The organism is Geobacter hydrogenophilus (genome assembly GCF_018501225.1).
Classification (GTDB): Bacteria; Desulfobacterota; Desulfuromonadia; order Geobacterales; family Geobacteraceae; genus Geobacter; species Geobacter hydrogenophilus.
Window position 1 is genome coordinate 199,212 of sequence record NZ_JAHCZI010000003.1, and the last position, 18,243, is coordinate 217,454.

The 18,243-nt window shown below is 57.4% G+C and carries 10 protein-coding genes and 1 pseudogene; 3 read left to right on the forward strand and 8 right to left on the reverse strand.

The window, feature by feature from the left end:
- Positions 1-7 precede the first annotated feature (7 nt).
- From KI811_RS06880 to KI811_RS06895, 4 genes are read right to left on the reverse strand one after another with little or no spacing between them, the layout of a single operon-like run.
- On the reverse strand, positions 8-901 hold the full coding sequence (locus tag KI811_RS06880) for an HDOD domain-containing protein (RefSeq protein ID WP_214185734.1): 894 nt from the start codon (positions 899-901) through the stop codon (positions 8-10).
- A gap of 17 nt (positions 902-918) precedes the next feature.
- The gene (locus KI811_RS06885; RefSeq protein ID WP_214185735.1) at positions 919-1,752 is read right to left on the reverse strand and encodes a CheR family methyltransferase; all 834 of its coding nucleotides are present in this window, start codon (positions 1,750-1,752) and stop codon (positions 919-921) included.
- Between the two features lie 44 nt (positions 1,753-1,796).
- Positions 1,797-3,605 (reverse strand): chemotaxis protein CheA, encoded by a 1,809-nt coding sequence (locus tag KI811_RS06890; RefSeq protein ID WP_214185736.1) that lies wholly within the window; start codon positions 3,603-3,605, stop codon positions 1,797-1,799.
- A gap of 35 nt (positions 3,606-3,640) precedes the next feature.
- Entirely contained in the window at positions 3,641-4,135 is a 495-nt protein-coding gene (locus tag KI811_RS06895) for a chemotaxis protein CheW (protein ID WP_214185737.1), read from the reverse strand.
- Positions 4,136-4,592: 457 nt separating this feature from the next.
- On the opposite strand from KI811_RS06895, the gene KI811_RS06900 reads away from it, so the two are divergent.
- From KI811_RS06900 to KI811_RS06910, 3 genes are all read left to right on the forward strand, one after another.
- Positions 4,593-5,987 (forward strand): sigma-54-dependent transcriptional regulator, encoded by a 1,395-nt coding sequence (locus tag KI811_RS06900; RefSeq protein ID WP_214185738.1) that lies wholly within the window; start codon positions 4,593-4,595, stop codon positions 5,985-5,987.
- A gap of 9 nt (positions 5,988-5,996) precedes the next feature.
- Entirely contained in the window at positions 5,997-6,776 is a 780-nt protein-coding gene (locus tag KI811_RS06905; protein WP_214185739.1) for a lytic transglycosylase domain-containing protein, read from the forward strand.
- A 119-nt stretch (positions 6,777-6,895) separates the two neighbouring features.
- Positions 6,896-7,690, forward strand: a complete 795-nt coding sequence (locus tag KI811_RS06910) for a sterol desaturase family protein (protein ID WP_214185740.1) — start codon at positions 6,896-6,898, stop codon at positions 7,688-7,690.
- A 494-nt stretch (positions 7,691-8,184) separates the two neighbouring features.
- Here KI811_RS06910 and KI811_RS06915 read toward each other — a convergent pair whose 3' ends face one another.
- From KI811_RS06915 to KI811_RS18965, 4 genes and pseudogenes are all read right to left on the reverse strand, one after another.
- Entirely contained in the window at positions 8,185-8,538 is a 354-nt protein-coding gene (locus tag KI811_RS06915; RefSeq protein ID WP_214185741.1) for a hypothetical protein, read from the reverse strand.
- Between the two features lie 124 nt (positions 8,539-8,662).
- Positions 8,663-11,953 carry a DEAD/DEAH box helicase family protein gene (locus tag KI811_RS06920; protein WP_214185742.1) on the reverse strand — a complete coding sequence of 1,097 codons (3,291 nt, stop codon included), beginning with the start codon at positions 11,951-11,953 and terminating at the stop codon, positions 8,663-8,665.
- A gap of 4 nt (positions 11,954-11,957) precedes the next feature.
- Positions 11,958-15,227, reverse strand: a complete 3,270-nt coding sequence (locus KI811_RS06925) for a site-specific DNA-methyltransferase (protein ID WP_214185743.1) — start codon at positions 15,225-15,227, stop codon at positions 11,958-11,960.
- Between the two features lie 1,276 nt (positions 15,228-16,503).
- A pseudogene (locus KI811_RS18965) lies at positions 16,504-18,057 on the reverse strand (SNF2-related protein); the annotation flags it as partial.
- Positions 18,058-18,243: the final 186 nt, after the last annotated feature.

The following is an 18,243-nucleotide window of genomic DNA, read 5'->3' on the forward strand; positions in this document are numbered from 1 at the left end:
GGCTCTGTCACCTGTCCTTGAAGATGTTCGTGACCAGTTCCCGGATCTCCTCCACCTGGTCGTCCAGTTCGTAGCAGAACCGTTCCACGTCGAATTCCGCAAGCTTCTTCCCCTGCTCCTGAACCATGGCCCAAGCCGGCTCATCGGCCAAGGAAAAGCTGGTCCACTCCTTCCCGCCGTAATCCAGGTTCCGGACGGTGCAGAAGAGGTCCGCCAGGTTCACGATGGCGGTAAGGCGCGGTGCATTCTTGGCCTCGCGGGGGGCGTGGTGGCAGGATACGATCTCACAGTAGTCCTCGGGGAAATGCCACTCCCGGGCCAGGCAGAGCCCCACCTCGCAGTGGGTCGTGCCGAGAATGCGTTCCTCGGCCTCCACCAGTTGCACCGGGTTCTCCCTGATGGCGTCTACCACCTTTTGGAATTCGTCCTTCAGGTAATAGCTCAGGAACACCTCGCCGATATCGTGGATGAGGCCGCCGATGTAGGCCTTTTCCGTATCGTGGTATCCCACCTTCGCGGCGATGAGCCGCGCTACGATGCCGACGCCGAAGGAGTGCTCCCAGAAGGGCTTTACCCCGAGCACTCCCTCCTTTCCCTCGAAGCTCTGGATGAAGGAGCAGGTGAGGATGAACTCCCGGATGTGCCGAAGCCCCAGATAGACCAGCGCCCCCTTGAGGGAGGTGATGACGGTGGCCGGCCGGTAGAGGGGAGAGTTGACCATCTTCAGGACCCGGGCCGCCATGACCTGGTCGGTGAGGAGAAGCTCGGCCACCTGGTCGATCTCCACGTCGGGCTGGTCCAGGAGCGACAGGACCTGGGTGGCCACGGCGGGGATGGTGGGGAGATCAGTCATGCCGCGGATCAGAGCGGCGGCTTTTTCCATTTTGCTCAATTGTTCCACGCTATCCATTCCACCTTTCACTTTTTGTAGGCAAATCCGCCGGGGAAGTGGACCGTTTTGAACTTGTCGTTCACGCCGTGCAGGGATTCCGATTGCCCCACGAAGAAGTAGCCGTAGGGCTGGAGGTTGTTGTAGTAGTGCTGCACCACCTTGGTCTTGGATGCCAGGTCGAAGTAGATCAGGACGTTGGCGCAGAAGATGAAATCGAAGCTCTTCATGAAGACCATTTTCGCGTCTTCGTAGAGGTTCAGGTGATTGAAGCTCACCAGCTTCTTTACGTCGGGGGAGAGGACATAGCGCTCCCCCGGTTCCTGACGAAAGTATTTCTTTTTGTAATAGTCGGGAGTGTTGCGCACGGAGTAGGCGCTGTAGACCCCTTCCCGGGCCTGGGCCAGGACCGTCTCGCTGATGTCGGTCCCCACGATCTCGATGATCCAGTCCTTGAGGATCGTGGCCCGCTTCTCCAGGAGGATCATGGCCATGGTGTAGGCCTCTTCGCCGGAAGAGGAGCCTGCGCTCCAGATTCTGAGCTTACGGAAGCCGATTTTTCCCTTGGCCGCCACGATCTCGGGAAGAAAGACGTTCTCCAGGGCCTTCAACTGGGGAGGATTGCGGAAAAAGCAGGTTTCGTTCGTGGTTATTTCGTCCAGGAGTTTAAGCAGTTCATCGGATTTCCCGGGGCCACTTTTCAAGAGCCCCATGTAAGTCATGAGGTTCGGCGAGTTGGTCGCCTCGATCCGTCGAGTAATGCGGCTCTCCAGGAAATACTTCTTGCTCGTGTGGAAATATATCCCGCAGTGATTGTAGATGAAGTCCCTGAGAACCTCGAAATCCTTGTCAGAGATTGTCACTGGCGTCCCTTCTTCGGTTGAGTATCGTGCCTTCGGCCGGCGGTTCAGGCGGCAATGCGGCCGCCACCGCTTCCGTCGCTGTTCTCCATGAGCCCCGCGGGGTCGATGATGAGGGTGACCCGTCCGTCACCGAGGATGGTGGAGCCGGCAATGCCGGGGAGATTCGCCAGGTACTTGCCGAGGGACTTGATGGCCACCTCCTGCTGCCCCAGAAGCCGTGAAACCACAAGCCCGACCCGCTTCTCGGCAACCCCCACGACAACCACGTAGCAGGCGACGCGGCTCCGCTCGCTCGGGGCGACGTTGAAAATCTTCTGCAGCCGCATGAGGGGGAGCACCGAATCCCGGAGTTTGAGCACTTCCTGGCCGCCGATGGTGTGAAACTCCCGTTCCTCCACCCGGAGTGTCTCCAGCACCGCCGCCAGGGGGAGCGAGTAGGTCTCGTCCTCCACCTCCACCAGAAGCGACTGGATAATGGCGAGGGTAAGGGGCAGCTTCAGGATGAACTCGGATCCCTGCCCCAGTTCGCTCTTGATATCGATGATGCCGTTCAGCTTTTTGATGTTGGTCCTGACCACGTCCATGCCGACGCCGCGCCCCGAGAGGTCTGTGGCCTTCTCCTTGGTGGAGAAGCCGGGGAGGAAGATCAGGTCCAGCATCTCACGCTGCCCCATGGTGGCCAGCTGCTCGTCGGTTATGAGCCCCTTCTCCCGGGCCTTGCGTGCTATCTTTTCGGCGTCGATCCCTTTGCCGTCGTCCTTGATGCTGATGACGATCTGGTTCCCCTCATGGGCCGCCGAGAGGATCAGGGTCCCCTTGCGGGGCTTGCCGGCCGCCATTCGTTCGTCGGGAGTCTCCAGGCCGTGGTCCATGGCGTTACGGATCAGGTGGATCAACGGATCGCCGATTTCGTCCACCACCGAGCGGTCCAGTTCGGTCTCTTCGCCGAAGACAAGGAGATCCACTTCCTTGCCCAAGTCCCGGGCCAGGTTGCGCACGATGCGGGGGAACTTCTTGAAGACCTTTTCCACCGGAATCATCCGCATCTTGAGGACCTGCATCTGGAGTTCCGAGGTGACGAAGCTGATCCGCTTGGAGAGCTTGCCGAACTCTTCGCCGAAGGTGTCGTCACCGCCGCCGTTGAAATCGGTGTTGAGCTGCATCATCCGGTTGCGCTCAAGGACCAGTTCCCCCACCTGGTTCATGAGGTCGTCGAGCCGCTTCACATCCACCCGGACCGTGGTGTTGTCCGTCAGGTCATCCCCCTTCTTGTCGTCTCGAGGTGCGGGGGGCGGGGGCGCCTGGACGCGGGGAGCGGGCTCGGGTGTCTTGACCGGCGCTGCCTCCGGGGCCGGAGACGGCTCGGCAGAGGGCTGTGTTTCCGTTTCCGTCGCCTGGGGGGCCGGCGCTGCCGGCGTTACAGGGGCCGCCGACGGCTTGAGAACCGTTGCTTCCTTGGCGTTCTCCGAGAGGAAGGGGAGGAGTTTGCCGATGGTTTCATCGACTTCCCGCTCGACGATGTCACCCCCCTTGATGTCGCTCACCAGGAGCTTCACCAGGTCCACCGCCTCCAGGATCACGTCCATAATCTCCGGCGTCACTTCCAGCTCGCTCCGGCGGAGGCGGTTGAGAACATCCTCGGTCTTGTGGGTGACCTTCACGAGAAGCTCGAAACCGAGGAAGCTGGACGCTCCCTTCACCGTATGGATCGACCGAAAAATGCCATTCATGAGCTCCGTGTCTGACGGGGCCTTTTCCAGGGCAACAAGATCGTCGTCAAGCTTTTCGAGCAGTTCCGCCGTCTCGGTCAAAAATCCATCCAGGAGTTCCTGGTCTTCGCACTCAATCGCCATCTGCTATTCCTCGCGAATGTGAATAAAAGTTTGTGTCACATCATGCCGCTGAACAGGCTTCGCTCGTCCCGGGAGATGAGTTTCTCCAGGTTGAGGAAGAAGAGGAGGCGGTCGGTCTGGTTGATGACCCCCGCGAGGCACTCCTGCTCCACGGCGCTGTTGACCACGGCCGGCGGAGGCTGAATCTCGCTCTCGGAGATCCGGATCACCTCTGAGACCGCATCAACCACGAATCCCATCAGCTCCCCTTCCATGTCGATGACCATGATCCTCGTCTGGCTGTTTGTCTCCCCCTCGGGGAGGCTGAAACGCTTGCGCATGGAGATGATGGGAATTACCTTTCCCCGCAGGTTGATGACCCCTTCGATGTAATGGGGGGTGTTGGGAACACGGGTGATGCTCGGCATCCGGATGATTTCGCGCACCTTCAGGACGTTAACCCCATATTCCTCCTGCTCCAGCTTGAAGCTCACGAGTTGGATCAGCTCGCTCCTCGATTCCTCTACTTTGGTCTGCAGTGCAGTTTCCATCGCCCTCTTCCTCCTTATCCGTTCCGACTGATCGGAAGTCGTCGCCCTGGTCGCTTGCTAGGAAACACTTCAATGCTCGATGCAAGGAGTGTTCTCATGCCGCTCGATTCACGAATGAATCTGGCGGATAGAGGACTTTTTCGCAGCGAAGGCCGTGCATTTATATTCATCGGCGCAACCGGTGAAAATTTTAACAATTTTTTTCGACGATTTCTCGGTGGGTTATGGGTCCATGATAAAAATTGACACGCCGTGCGACAGAAAATCAGAAATGGGCGCCGCCGGACGGATCGGGCTGGCGAGGGAGCCGGATGAATACAAATGTTGTTTCAGGAGGTTCTCGGAAAAAATATTTATTGTCAGTCGTCATTTTGTTGACTTTTGTCAGGATTATGACTACACTGACGTCCGCATCGAGAGGACCACGCTCCAGATACCCAGTTTGTTCGAGGAAACCATGGATACGCCGCGACTGCTCATTGCCGACGACGACAAGAAAACCCGTGACTTTGTAGCCGCTTTTCTCAAGTACAAGGGGTACGACGTGGTCCAGGCCTGTGATGGTCAGGACGCCCTCGACAAGCTGGAAACCGAAGAGGTTCACCTTGTCATCACCGACCTGATGATGCCCCGGGTGAACGGTCTCGAATTTGTCAAGAAGCTGAAGACCATGCGTCCAGGCACCGTCATCATTGCCTACAGCGCCTTTGGCAACTACGAAATGGCCTCCAACCTCCTCAAGGCGGGGGTCTTTTTCTATCTGGAAAAGCCCTTCAATCTGGACGAGCTTGAAACTCACGTGAAACGCGGGTTCGAGCACCAGTCTCTCCAGAGCCAGACCTACCGGGCCAAGCCGGCCATCAAGAACCGGGCCCTCATTCCGAATATCATCGGCGAGAGCGCCAAGATGCTCTCCCTCTTCGAGCTGATCGAAAAGGTTGCCGAGTCCGATTCAACCGTTCTTATCCAGGGAGAATCGGGAACCGGCAAGGAACTGGTCGCCCGGGCGGTCCATGACCTGAGTAACCGCAAGACCCGTAACTTCGTGCCGGTCAACTGCGCCGCCATTCCCGACGAACTCCTCGAAAGCGAGCTCTTCGGCCACGTCAAGGGCTCCTTCACCGGTGCCGTGGCGAACCGCATCGGCCGCTTCGAGATGGCCGACCGCGGCACCTTGTTCCTCGACGAAATCGGCGACATGAAGCCGAACCTCCAGGTAAAGCTCCTGCGGGTGTTGCAGAACCGCGAGTTGGAACCGGTCGGCGCCACTCGCTCCAAGAAGATCGACGTGCGGATCATTGCCGCCACCAACCAGAACCTGGAAAAACTGGTCGCCACCAAGCAGTTCCGCGAAGACCTCTACTACCGGCTCTCCGTCATTCCCATCTTTATTCCGCCCCTGCGGGAGCGCAAGGACGATATCCCCCTCCTGGTCAACTCCTTCCTTGAGCGTTTCAACCGCAACAAGAAGAGCAAGGTGAAGGGGATCGACTCCGACGCCATGGATCTCCTCGTCCACTATGACTGGCCCGGCAACGTGCGCGAACTGGAGAACCTCGTGGAGCGCCTCGTGATTCTCAAGGGGTTCGGCACCATTGGTGTCAATGATCTGCCCGAAAAGTTCTCCGGCGTCACCATTTCTCCCCCTTCGGAAAGCATGACCCTTCCCGATTCGGGCATCTGCCTCAATACCGTGGTGGAGGAGTTCGAAAACAATCTCATCCTCCAGGCCCTCAAGAAGACCGGCGGCAACAAGAAGGAGGCCGCTCTTCTTCTGAACCTCAAGCGAACCACCCTCATCGAGAAATTAAAAAAACGGAGACTCGATACAATTGCCACGTCTTTTGCATAAGACGTGGGTATGATCATCGATACTCTTATCAATCGTCCCACACCATCCGAAGCCAAACCGCAGACTGATGACCGCCCCACCGTTCGAGAGGCCGGCGCGGGCCTCGTCTTCGACGAGCTTCTGGCCAACGGCGCCGGTACCGACGCGCCGCGGGCCGGGGCACGTGCCACCGCTGCCGCCGCGGCAGAGCTGATGCGACTCGACATGATGCGGAGCGCCTTTACCCTCGGCGACGCTGAAGGCGGGGGAAACCCGCCGGCAATGGGGCGCGCCGTGGAATTCATGCTCAAGAGCTTTGCCGAGAACAGCCGGGAACCGGTTGACCCATCCTCTCCCGTGGCTGCCGAGGGATCCTCTGTCGCCCCGGTTGCTTCTGCTGCTCCCGAGTCTCTGCCCGCAAAGAGCAGTGGCAACTGGCTGGACGATGTCGTCAATCGTGCTTCACGCCGCCATGGCGTCGAGGTGGGACTCATCAAGGCGGTCATCAAGGCCGAAAGCAACTTCAATCCCAACGCCGTCTCCCCGGTGGGCGCCCAGGGACTCATGCAGCTCATGCCTGCCACCGCCAAGGGGCTCGGGGTCACCAACTCCTTCGATCCCGAGCAGAATGTCATGGCCGGCACGAAGTTTCTCAAGGACCTCCTGGCCCGTTATGGCGGGAATGTGGACAAGGCCCTTGCCGCCTACAATTGGGGGCCGGGCAACGTCGATCGCAAGCCCCATCTCCTTCCCCGGGAAACCCGCGAATATCTGGTCAAGGTGAAGGATTACTACAATCAGTTCGCCTGATGACGCCACTTGCTCCCCGTCGATCAAAGGCCCTTTCGCGTGATGCGAAGGGGCCTTTTCCGTGGTAAACATTTTGCGTAGGGCAGCATCGCTTTTGGGGTAGGGGAGGGAACAAGGGCATGCACGACGAAGCGTTGATCAGGCTCGCTTTTTTCTTCGGCGTGCTGGCTGCGGTTGCCATCGGGGAGGTGGCGGCTCCGCGCCGTCAGCTCACTGACAGTAAGGCTCGTCGCTGGTACACCAATCTTTCCCTGGCAGCTATCGATACTGCGGTCGTGCGCTTGACCCTTACCGTCCTCCCCGCTGACATGGCGGTACAGGCCCGCGAACACGGCTGGGGATTCCTGAACAACGTCGTCCTTCCGCCACCGGCCGGGATCTTCCTGGCGTTCATCGCCCTTGATCTGATTATTTACCTGCAGCACGTCCTGTTTCACTTTCTTCCGGTCTTCTGGCGTCTCCACCGGATGCACCACACCGACCTCGACATCGACGTCACGACCGGCAACCGCTTTCATCCCGTCGAGATTCTTCTTTCGGCCGGGATCAAGCTTGGGGCGGTTGCGCTGCTCGGCGCGCCCGTTGTGGCGGTGGTCGCCTTCGAGGTGGCGCTGAATGCTACCTCAATGTTCAATCATGGCAACATCCGGCTTCCTCTTACTCTCGACAGGTGGCTGCGGCTCGTTGTCGTCACGCCGGACATGCACCGCGTCCACCATTCCGTCATTCTCCGGGAAACGAACAGCAACTTCGGCTTCAATCTCCCCTGGTGGGACCGCCTTGCCGGCACCTATCGTCCCCAGCCCGAAGGCGGCCATGGAGGAATGACGATCGGGCTCAAGGAGTTTCGTGATCCGGCACTGCTGACCCTTTCCCGTCTCCTCGTCCAGCCGTTTGCTCGCAAACCGGCGTGAGGTTTGAAGAACCGATCATTGGGGAACTGTAGTAACGAAAAAAGCCCCTCCGCGGTGCGGAAGGGCTTTTCATTTGGCCCCTGCCGACTTTGTACAATGCAAAAATAATGTGTATTAGCGGTGTGCTGCACTCTGGCATGTTTTGTGGTGCCCCCAAATCTGCCCCCAAAACATATTGCTGAAGGCAGTAGTGGCGCTAAGTCTGAAGATGGAATGGGGCTCTTGTGCTGTCAATGTGATAAAAGGGGGGCGTAAAAGAGCGCCCCGCAGGGCAATCTGGGGAGCTTACCAAGGGGCAAGACTCACACCAGCCGTGTACGGGGCGCTCAGAGGATGCGCTTCCATAAGGTGGTCTGTGTACGGTCTGCGAAAAGCCCGGACGTACGCGGCAATTCTTGGCATGGGTGTGAGCACGAGGGCTTCAATTGCCCACGGCGCACTTCCCATCAAATGAAATTCCCACGCATAATTCAGGGAGCGGTCATATCCGGCCTCTACTCATCGTCGTCATGACCCTCACCAAAACGCCTTGGGTGGGGCTTATCAGGATGTGGCAGGTTCTTCATGTCAAAGTCTTTGCCGACGTATGGCGGATTCTCGCAAGAGATGTCCCACTCAAAGCCGGTTAGAGGCTCGTCTTCGATGAACTCTTCCATGCCGTCGATTGCCCCGGGCGGAAGGGGTGTCTTGCCGTCGTGTTCATAGACAATAATGGGCTCATTTTTCATTTCAATATGTTTCCGGCTGGTCTTACGTTTGGGTGGGGTGTCCTTCATTCCCCGCACCTGCTCAATCGCATTCTGAACCAGCTTGAGCTTCGCCCTTCGGATCTCTTCTTGCGTAGTCATTCGAGTCCCCTGTCCATTGATCTCCACCGATATTTCAGAGATAAAGGCGTCGGCATAGTGTGATGAAAAAGTCGATCTCAGAGTTCCCGCATGGTCCGCCTTACGTGACAACAAAAGATTGACATCACACCATCTTCCCGAACATCTTCGGCAGATACGACGTTCCGCCATGCTCCATGAAGAGTACGTGCCGATCCTCAAGATCCTGCTCGGTGCAGTTCTTGTTGAGAATGTCCGAGAATTTGGTTTTTGAGAGGATGAAGGCGTTCAGGATCAGGTTTGGATCGGCCAGTTTCGTTTGCAGTACCTTCACCTCCTGATACAGGCCGAACTTGGGATCAGTGAGATTGATCTGGCGGATTCCCTTCGGGTCGATGAAGTTAAGCCACTGCTTGCCGGTGCTGTCGTCCACCAGCCAGAGAAGAAAGTCTGGATAGAAATTCCCCGCCAGGGCGAAGCCGAGCCCCTTGGCCTTGGTGTCGGCATTGCGGAGCAGGTACAGGCTTCGGTTGCCGATGGCAGCTTTGCCTACAGCCGAGGCATAGAATGCCTCCAGGTCTCTCACAAAATCGATTTCGCTCTGGGCCTCAAAGGCCAGCGGCCGCATCTTGAGCGGCACATTGCCGTCGATGGAGAGGAGTGGGTAGTACAGGTGCCGGTCGAAACAGATGGCAACCATCTGCTGTGCATCCCATGTGCTTGCCTCGCCGAGCTTTCCTGAGACAACCAGCTTCTGCAGCTCTTCCAGGCGCTTCTTGTATTCCTGTCCGTCATCGGTGTCTTCAATTTCAAAATGATAGACCTTGAGCATGGTGTCGTCGTCGCCGCGCACTGGCACCACTTCGTAGAATTGTCCCTCATAGGCGTTCTTTAGGGTCTTGTAGAACCGGTCGGTGTAATCCTGTAGGAGACGGATGAGGATGTCTTCCTGCTTCCGGATATCGGCAATAGTTCGGATGGTCAGTTCCGACGCGGGAATGTGGAGGGTGTACCAACTGCTTGAATCCTTGCAGAATGTCTTCAGTCGCTGCCGGTCAAGCCGCAGGTTACTCCAGCTCCGCTGCAGTTTGAACTCCTGTACCGCCAAGAATATCCGGTCGAAGTCGAACAGTGCCATCGTGGACGAAGCAATCTTGCCGGTATGCCGCACCGTGGTTGCTGCCGCAGTTCCTCCCCTTGGCTGGGTACTCAGCGCCTCCAGCCGGGGGTAAAGATCAAGCTCTATATGGGGCGGTTTGATCTTGGCTGCAAATTCGGCGGGAATCTCGTACAGCCACGGAAACTGCTTCCGCTTGAAGCCGTTCTTCTGGTTGTCCTTGTAGCCGTCCTTCAGGGCCAGGGACTTCAGCTTGTCCTTGAGGAAGCAGGGTGAGTGACGGGTCTCGAAGTTCAGCTCGATGATTTCGTCACTGGTCGAGACCCCTTCCTCCTGCAGGTACTGTTTGAACTGGGCCATGTAGCTGGCGCGGACGCCGAAGATGTTGAGCGTTTCCAGCTTGTCCAGATGGAGCCCTTTTGGGCGTTGTCCCGGAGTGCTCCGTTTAAGGGAGTACTCCTTTCCCTTGAGGCGTACTCCGCGCCCAAAGAGCTGGATGATCTGCGAGCCTTCCCCCTGTCCCATGTTGAGCAGCCCCATGGTTGAGACCCGCCAGCTGCTCCACCCCTCGGTGAACTTGCGGGAGCCGATCAGTACATGCAGCCGGCTTTCCTTGTCGTTCAAGCTGCCGAAGAGTGACGTCCCGAATTCATCGGCTTCATTGTCAAACTCTGTGGCGTCTTCACACATTTTGAAGAATGCCGCGTCATCTCCGATGTTGATCAGGCCGAACGGTTCGTTGTCTCCCACCCGCAGCGCCAGCTCTCCCTTGCTCCCCTTGATGTTGACCAGTTTCAGCCGTTGGCGGGATTCGCTGTTGAAGAGCCGTTTCAGAGTGTCGGCATAGACCACTTCGGCGGGTGTCCCCATCAGCGGGGTAAAGCGCCGCTCGAAAATGTCGCGATTCTTCTTGTCCAGGAGCCGCGCCTTTCCCTTGAGCAGATCGTCGATCCAGGCTTTGTACTGGGTATCATTGTTGAGGAAGTTGGCGAGAAACCGAACCACGGTCAGGATGTCTGAATCATCGTCGTTCACCTTGTTGCCGACAAATACCCAGAGCGGCTTCTCGATGTTGAACTCGTCCAACTTTTCCCAATCCCGCGCCCAGAGATACTGCTGCTGGTAAAAGGAGAGCAGGCAGGCGGTGAAATAAAGGTTCCGCGTCTCCTCTTCATGGTCGTCCGCAAGATTCAGAATCAGCGATTCCTTGCCGTAGCCATCCTCGTAAAAGAACTTGTACGAATAGTCAAAGAGGATGCACTTGGCGTAAATCTCCCGGGTGGCCAGCAGCCGTGCCTTTCGCTTTTCGTCACTGGTCAGGGCAAGCTGCTGCCGCTGCTCTTCCGTCAGTTTCTTCAGACTAGTGGTATCGAAGAGCATCTTCGCCTTTTTCTTCTGCGCTTCCTCTTCCGCCTTGGTAACCACCCATCCCTTTGCCACCGCCTGTCCGAAGGTGGCTGAATACTCAAAGGCAAAACCGCCCCGGCAAAGCGCCTCGCGGCGGCTCATCCAGGCGCCGGCGACAGTCCCGGTTCCCCGGTGCCCCTCGTCCACGAGAACCAGATTGTTCCCCTCGAACGCCTCCACCGCCACGGTCTTGTCTCCCATCTCATCGCCCAGCTTGTTGATGTCGATGACCTCGACGGTGCCACGGAAGGCGTTCCTGTTCTTGTCGAAGAACTGGAAGAAGTGGAAACCGGAAAGGTCCAACTCCTCCAGGTGCTGACGGGAGAGCCCTTCATTGGGTGTCAGCAGGATGATCTTGTCAGGGTAGATGTTCTGGTTGCCGTTCTGGAAGTAGTGCAGGTACTGCAGGATATTGACGTGCAGCAGCAGGGTTTTCCCCGAGCCGGTGGCGTTCCAGAAGGCGAGCTTGTTCAGTTCATCAGCATCGAACGGCTGCAGCCGGTCGGCAGCGGTGATCTTCGCATTGTACTCCGCCATCTCTTCATTCAGTCCGTCCAGAAGCTGTTGCCGCCGGTTGAAGTACCAATCCAGGTAGATTTCGGTGAACAGCAGCGACAGGTACTGGAAGTACTTCATCTGCAATTCGGTTTCTTCCTGCCGGTTGCGTTTGCGGGTGATGGTCTGCCAGTGCCGGACGATATTCAGGTCGTAGCGACGAAGATCGTCGGCACTGATCCGGTCCACCTCGAACAGATTGCGTGACAGTTCGTGGAAGTAGCGGGTCTGGCCGTCCTCTTCGATCCCCTCATGGCGGTCGTCGCCGAGGCGCGCCTTCAATGCCTGCAGGTTCCCTCCCCGGAAGAAGCCGTACATCCAGCGGTTGAGCACCAGCTCCTTGTGAAAGCTCCCCATTCGCTTACACCTCCCCGTCGAACATGCGGCTCAGGAATTCCGGCTCGATCTGGCGCAGCTTGAGGACCTTGGTGATGCCCCCTTCCTCTTCGGTGGCCGTCAGCACTGACGGGATATTGTGGTCACCGTTGATGTAGACCACCTCGAATTCACTGTCCCTGGGGTTGATGTCGTGGCTGTCGCAGAACCGGTTGAGGGCCTCGTAGTCAACCTGCTCGCAGTCACGCCAGAGGATCAGCGTCTTCTCTCCCGTCGGCAGGATTCCCTGCACCATGACGATCCCCCGCTCCCGCAGGGAATCGATCTGCTTGACCTTGAGACCGATCAGGTAGTTGAAGGTCTCCACGAGATCGATGGGCCGCTCCTCCCACGCCCCGGCGGAGTCCACCGCCACTTTCAGCTTACAGTCTAAGGGCTTGCGGAAGGAATTTACCGACAGGAGGGAACCACGGCTTTCGATGTCGAGCATGTAGCGGAGGAGGTAGTCGTTCTTGGCTTCCTGGCTTACGCTGTCCAGAAGGCTCTGCTGCTCGGCGCTGCGACGGAGTTCCAGATTGTTGAGAGTGTCTTCGTAGCTCTCTAGTTTGAGCACTTTGAAGCAGTGAGAAACTCCTGTTGCCTCAGCGAGTGGCTTGCCAGCTTTCCATTCCGAGGAATACACAATCTTTTGCATTCGAGGCTTGATAACTGTTGAGAAATATTCACCCTGTTCTACGAGGACATATTTTCTCTTTCCCTTATCCTCACGATTCACCGAAATTACTGCATGGCCTGTACTTCCTGAACCACCGAAACAGTCCATGACAACACTGTCCTTCTTGCTGGCATGTTGGATAAAGCGGGAGACAAATTTCGCATGCTTTGGCGCAAGGAAAACCCCTGACCGGTTAAACAAGGCGTGGGTCTGCTTCTCACCGTCGGAGTAATCGGAAAATACGCTCTTTCCGATATTGGTTTCCACCTCGTGCAGCATCCGCTTTATGCGTGGAACTTTTGTTTCATCAGGTCCCCATGCTATGCGTCCGTCTCTGTCTAGAGAAACAAAACTCCTCTTCCCGGGGGATTCAGGGTCGTCTTCATAGGCGAATTTCCAACCACTTTTCGGATGAGGGCATGGTTTTCCTGTGGCAGGATGGACAGGTTTGAACCACCGCCAGTTTTTGTGTTGCGGATCGTGGACCGTAGGAGACTGCTTTGTTGCTGGCATCGAAGTATTATCCTCCTGCCATATCCAAATCATCGCCTGTCGTATCTTTGCCTCGTTTTCTGGAACTAGTCTTCCCGCAGCATCTCGATATTCGGCGTTCTTGTAATTGTACAAACCCTTCCAGGGGTCATTCTTCTTCTCCTCCTCCCACTCAAGCCCCTCTGCCTCGACCTGTTCGCGATATTCGATGACATGCTGCTGGTAGAGTTTCCGTAGTTCTTCTTCAATCTCGGAAATCGACGGATAAGTGGGATTGAGGCTGGCTACAAGCTCCATGACCTCGGCGTATCCAGGCTTTGGCTCGCGGAACATATCCTTCTGTTGCTCGGCGATCACTCGATTCTTGGCGTAAACCAGCACGTATTCATGATTTGTGGAGTAATTTGGTGCCTGACTGTTATTGGTGTTCATGGCCCAGATGAGCTCTTCGACATGATTGTCATCGCCAAAGGTTTCGTCTAGAACGTGTTCCAATGACTGCCGCTCATGCTTGTCGATGCTGACGAAAATTGCCCCATCATCGGGCATGAGAGGGGCGATTTTCCCAATACGGTTGTGCATCATCGTTGCCCACGCAGAGTGCTTGAATGTATTCTTGTACGGTATAGCGCTGCTGCTGGTGTTGTAGGGCGGATCAATATAGACGCACTTGATCTGTTCTTTGTACCGGGAGCCCAACAGGGAAAGAGCCTGATAGTTATCACTATTGATGAGGAGACCGTCTGTTGAATCGTCCAGGTCTGGGATAGCGTTCAGCAGCTTTGCCTTGAATGAGTCAGGGTATAGGGATGTGTCCACCATCAGATATGGCCGGTTTTTCAGTTCATCGTTTTGACCTGCGGCGGCATTGGGTCGCATACCAAGATCAAACCACTTCTGCCACTGTTTCCCGTTGGCAACGATATCCGGATAGAGCTCTTCTGGTACCCGGTCAAGCGTTACGCAGTAATGGGCGGCCACCACGAACTTCTTCTTCTCCCAAAGCTTCTTCTGGAAATCCTCCAACTGGGCCAGGAAGGTGATCAGATCCAGAGCGATGGCCCGCAGGCACTGGATCATCCGGAGATTCTTCTCGATGTCGGCAAAGCGCTCGGCGTTCTGCACGTCATCCAGGTGCATCACCTCGTTCTTGATGTAGAAATCCAGCTCACGGCGCAGGAACCCGCCGAGATCCTTGTGGATGAAATAGTCGGCACTGTTTTTCAGGGTGTAGGTGGTTAGGTGCTTTTCCAGCAGAGTGCGCTGGGAATTTTTTTCGGTCGGCTCCCGCTTGGCGAGATCGAGCCAGCTCGATTTGACGGTATCGCTCCCCAGTATGACCTGCACCGCCTTGCCCACCAGATCGTCCTGCTTGGTCCCCTTGGGCATAGGCCGGTACTCGAAGCGGAGCACGAGCTCGCCGTTTGCCTCCTCGACCGGCAGCAACTCCTCCTCGTACTCATCCCCATCATCATCAGTCACGGTACGGGTTTGCCGCTCGATCAGGACAAATCGGCGTTCCTTATCACTGTCCTTACGGTTATCCTTGGCTGTATCTGCAGCCACCAGGCGAAAATGCACGGTACGGCCATCGTTCAGCCGGAAGCTGTAGTTGGAGAAGTTCTCACCGCTTTTGGTGTAGTACTGGTCCTTGTTGGCCCAATGCAGCACCACCTCTTCACCGGCGTACGGGATAGCGTAGGTATCCCCCTTGTAGCGGCGCTGGCTGATGAAGTCGCCGCTGTCGTAATAGCGGGAGAAAAAGGTGAACAGGTGGGAAAACACGGCGCTCTCATGCTCGACACTGCCCGCCGAGAGCTCGGTAATCCGCTGGCGCAGTTCCCTGACCTTGGGGACATCATCCGGGTTCATGCTAAGGGCCTGGGCGTTCTTCTCCGCTTCGTCCAATTCCTTGCGCACCTGCTCAAGATTGGCGTTTCCGGAGTTGACCAACGCCTCCTGCACGCGGGCCTTTAGACGGTTGTCTAGGTAATCGTTGATCTCACCCGCACGGGCATTGAGGATGCGGTAGACACCGAAATCCAGTTCGGGGCGATCGATCTGGAAAATCTCCTTCAGTTTGGCCACAAGGTCATCGTATTTGCTCATTGAACCTCTCCCCTATTCACACAACCGTCCACTGCACGGTGAACAGCCGTTCTCTGGTTGTTTTCTGCTGCATCTGCTGCTCAAGGCGGGCGATCAGGGCGTCGCGCTTTTCGATGATCTGGTCTTCGACCTCGAAGATGCGCTGGCGTTGTCGTCGTTGTTTCTTTTCCAGTTCCACGATCTGTCGCTGAAGTTCCATCTGCTCTTCTGTGGTGATGGCCTGGCGCGCCTGCCGGTTCAGGAGCTTGAGCCTAGCTTTGGTGTCCTTCAGTTCCTTCTCAGCCGCCACGATCAGGTCATCGGCCCACTTGTCCAGCTTGTCCCGTTCTTCCTGGAAATGCCGGTTGCTGGTCTCCAGCGCTCTGCTGACCGTGGCGGCGGCATGGCGTTCAGTCTCTGCAGCCAGGTGCCCGCTGAAGGCTCTCAGGTCTTCCACCGGATCGATTTCCGCCCGGCACTGGAAGAGCTTTTCGCACTGCTCCTGGTCCACCGGGTTACCGTCATCGGTGAAGGCGCTGAAGAGGAGATGCTCTTCCGTGTCGAAGGAGGTGATGGTGAGCCGCTCCAAAGTCAGAACGCCCGACTTCCCCTTGAGGGCTTCCACCATGGCGATCTTTGTGGGGTGGTCGCTGATATCGAAGCGCAGGGTTGCATCGGGGGTGTGATGGTGCAGCGCCGTGGTGAGCACCTGTTCCCCCAGGGGGTGGGAGAGGCGATAGAGATACGCGCCTTCCACATTTTCCCGGTTCTTGCTGATGAGGTGGTATCGCCCCGGGGGAAAGCCGGTTGGCGGAGTATGCAGATCAAAGGTGAGATCCTCGTCGTCAAACCGGGCCTGTCCGTGGAGAACCGACCGGGTGACGGCCCAGAAGAGGCGACTGAAGCGGTCCAGATGATGGCGGGTCTGGTCCAGCCTGACCTTCAGCCGGGTGTGAACATCCTCGTCGAAATGCTCCAGCAGGGTCTGGCGGGTTTCGGTCATGCGGGAAGTTATGGTCTGCTCCATCTCCGCCTGCAGAGCGGCAAAGGCCGCCTCGATTTCCCCGGCGGTCCGGCACTCCTGGTAGATGCGCAGGATGCGTCGCTCGAAGTCGACCCCAGTTTCGATGGTCCCCAACACTTCATCCGAGGCGCCAAAGACGCCGGAAAAGAGGTTAAACTTCTCGGTCAAGAGCTCATACACCCGCCGGTCGGCATCGTTGCGCTCGTTGAGGAAGTTGATCACTACCACGTCGTGTTTCTGGCCGTAGCGGTGGCACCGGCCGATGCGTTGCTCGATTCGCTGGGGGTTCCAGGGGAGGTCGTAGTTGATGACTAGGGAGCAGAACTGGAGGTTCACCCCTTCGGCGGCCGCCTCGGTGGCGAGCATGATGTCGGCCCGGTCGCGGAAATGTTCGATGATAGCGCTGCGCCGGTCCGCTGTCCTTGAACCGCTGATCCTGCCGGTGTCGGCGTTGTCCCGGAGCCACTCCTCGAAGATGGCGCTGCTTTCCGCATCGGTGTTGCTGCCGTTGAAGAGGACGATGCGGCCGGCATAGCCGTTGGCTTCGAGAAACGCCTTCAGGTACTCCTGGGTGCGGCGGCTTTCGGTGAAAATGAGCGCCTTGCGTGAAGCCCCCATCCGTTCCATCTCGGCAAAGCCGATCTCCAGGGCTACACCGAGAGTGCGGGTTTTGGTGTCAACGGATATCTGCCGTGCCTGCCGAATGTAACCATCCAGTTCCGCGATTTCGGCATCCAGTTGGACACGGTCGATCTCTGTTCCCCGTGGTTGGTCCAACTGGGGGGATCCACCTTCCGGTTCCTCAATCTCTTCCTCTTCATCAAGGAAGTCGTCGCCCAGTTCGTCGCCTTCCACCAGATCTTCGAGCAGGTTCTCCGGCTCGGGTAAACCGGCACGCAGGACTTCAAGACGCTTGCGGATAGTCTCCAGAGTTCCGGCCACCGCAAGGGTTGACGATGCGAGCAACTTGCGCACGATGAGCACCGTCAGTGTGCGCTGGCGGTCAGGGATTGCATAGGTGTCGGCACGTTGCAGGAAGTTGGAGACGGCTTCGTACAGTTCCTGTTCCTGGTCGGAGGGGCGGAACGGGCGGGTGATGGCGCGCCGTTCGGTGTAGCGGATATACTCCAGCACCTGGGAGCGGAGGGTCCGCTTGGCAAACCCGGCAAGCCGGCGTTTCAGGCTGTCCAGGTCGGCGTCACTGCCGGTGTACTGTTCGCGGAAAGAGGCAAGGTCGCCGAAGATGTAATCGTCGATAAGGGTGGAAAGACCGTACAGCTCCAGGAGGGAGTTCTGCAGCGGCGTGGCGGTGAGGAGGAGCTTCCTGCGATCCTCCAGCGCCCAGCGGATGCCCTGTCCCATGCGGTTGCTGGGACGGTAGGCGTTGCGCAGCTTGTGGGCCTCGTCGATTACCGCCAGATCCCAGGCCACCAGCTTCAGCAGTTCCTTCTGCTGGGTGGCGAAGTTCATGGATGTGATGACGATGCCGTTGGCCAGGAAGGGATTGTCGTTCCCTTCCCGCAGCGATTCACGAAACGACTTAGCTTCAAGGATCACCGATGGGAGATTGAACTTCTCCTCAAGTTCAAGGCTCCACTGCTTGCGGAGCGCCGCCGGGCAGATGACGATGAGCCGGCGCCGCCGTTCCGCCCAGTATTGGCAGAGCACCAAGCCAGCCTCGATGGTCTTGCCGAGGCCAACCTCATCAGCCAGCAACACTCCTTTGGAGAGGGGAGAGCGGCAGGCAAACAGCGCCGCCTCGATCTGATGGGGGTTCAGATCGACCGAGGCATCGAACAACGACATGGAGAGCTTGTCGATTTCGCTGGAGGCTGATCTGCGGAGCAGTTCCGCAGCGAAGTATTTGGCGTGATAGGGGGTGTTCAAGGATGGTCCGCCGATTCATTTTTCTGCCAGGGAGCAACTGGAAGGCGGGATCAATATATATCATCACTTGAAATGCAGTAAAGCGTTACTTGGTTTTACGGCTCA